At 36.7% G+C, this 1,860-nt stretch carries 2 protein-coding genes; both read left to right on the forward strand.

Going from position 1 to position 1,860, the window contains the following annotated elements; all coding sequences use genetic code 11:
• Window positions 1–427: 427 nt before the first annotated feature.
• The gene (csy3, locus tag C9I86_RS19710; protein WP_107277261.1) at window positions 428–1,477 is read left to right on the forward strand and encodes a type I-F CRISPR-associated protein Csy3; all 1,050 of its coding nucleotides are present in this window, start codon (window positions 428–430) and stop codon (window positions 1,475–1,477) included.
• A 3-nt stretch (window positions 1,478–1,480) separates the two neighbouring features.
• The gene (gene cas6f / locus C9I86_RS19715; protein ID WP_107277262.1) at window positions 1,481–1,738 is read left to right on the forward strand and encodes a type I-F CRISPR-associated endoribonuclease Cas6/Csy4; all 258 of its coding nucleotides are present in this window, start codon (window positions 1,481–1,483) and stop codon (window positions 1,736–1,738) included.
• The last annotated feature ends 122 nt before the right edge of the window (window positions 1,739–1,860 follow it).

Below are 1,860 nucleotides of genomic sequence, written 5' to 3' on the forward strand. Positions count from 1 at the left end.
TATATATTGCAGCATTACAACACTAAGCGGGGCCATAGTTATAACAACTATTTACCGCCAGTGGTGATGGAAACAGCCGCTTAATTTAAACACCTATAAAGGTGTACAGTTTTACTTGACCACTTCATACCCACTTTTCAAGGACAATGGCTATCCTTATACAAGACGAAAATTGATTCCTTTGAAAACATTATTCAACAGATAAAAGCATCGCAAAATATAACCCCAACTTGTGTTGGGTATCATTACTTAGAAAAGCCGACAGAACGCCCTTTTGCCCTCAGAGACTACAACCATGTGTTTGCTGAGCCTATCATTGGACTCATCAAACCAATAACTATTAAAGAAGATACAAATTTACATGATTTGTTTTGGAACCAAATTAACAAGCCACACTACACTACAATAGAGACAAGGAATATGAATCATGAAGATCCCTATTAGTCTTGCTTATGAACGTTCAATCCATCCCAGCGATGTTTGTTTTTTTACCATTTGGCCAGATGGAAACAAAACCCCTTTATCTTTTATTAGCCGAACAGCACTTGGTCAAATGGAAGCCGCATCACTCGCTTACGATCCTAAAGGAAACCCTAAAAAAACGGCCACACCTGAAGCTCTTGCACAAGGAAACCCTCATCATATGGATTTCTGTAGCGTTCCCTTTGGCGCAGAGCATATTGAATGCGTTTTTTCAGTTTCATTCTCTTCAGAGCTTCGCAAACCTTACAAATGTAGCGAGCCTGAGGTTAAAAACACTTTGATTGAGCTGGTTAAATTATATGAGTCAAAAATCGGTTGGGATGAACTCGCAGGTCGGTTTCTAATCAATATTTGTCAAGGAAAATGGTTGTGGAAAAACACGAAAAAAGCGTACCAATTAAATATTGAAATTAAACCTTGGCCTTGGAAAAATAATCCCGTCATTTTCGAAGATATTAGAACAAATTACAGTACTTATAATGACTGTCTATCTGATCCCAAATGGCAAGAATTAAAACACCTCATCATCAATGCTTTCTCCTCCCAAAATGGTCTCACTATTTTCGAGATAAAAGCACAATTAACTCTACCAACGAATGCTGCGCTTTACCCAAGCCAAGCATTTATTGAAAAAGATAAGAAAGAAAAAAAACATCAATCTAGCCGTATATTTCAACATACATCAATCAACGGACAAAAAAGCCCTATCATAGGCTGCTATAAAGCAGGAGCAGGCATTTTTATGATTGATGATTGGTACCCTAATGCTGAAGAACCTATTCGTATAGGGAGATTCGGTGTACACCAACAAGATGTAACTTGCTATCGCCACCCCTCGACTCATCAAGATCTCTTTTCTTTATTGGAGCAGTCTGAAAAATATATAGCTTTATTAAAAAATAAAGAAAAAATACCGCAAAAAATAATAAATGAACTGCACTTTTTAATGGCTAACCTTATCAAAGGCGGGTTGTACCAACGTAAAGGAGAATAGACTATGGATTGGTACTATAAAACGATTCGATTTGTTCCTACTAATTGCAATAATGAATTTCTAGCAGCTAAGTGTATCAATATATTACATGGTTTTAGCTACCGTTATGATACTCGTTCTATTGGCGTTTCTTTTCCAAACTGGTGTAATGAGACAGTAGGAGATCGAATTTCATTTGTAAGCATCGAAAAAATGACATTAGATTACTTACTCACTCAAAATTACTTTAAAGAAATGCAAGATCTTGGTTACTTCAATTGAAGTGGTCAAGTAAAACTGTACACCTTTATAGGTGTTTAAATTAAGCGGCTGTTTCCATCACCACTGGCGGTAAATAGTTGTTATAACTATGGCCCCGCTTAGTGTTGTAATGCTGCAATATA

Origin of the sequence: Photobacterium sp. NCIMB 13483, assembly GCF_003025475.1 — a bacterium.
Taxonomy (GTDB): Bacteria; Pseudomonadota; Gammaproteobacteria; order Enterobacterales; family Vibrionaceae; genus Photobacterium; species Photobacterium piscicola.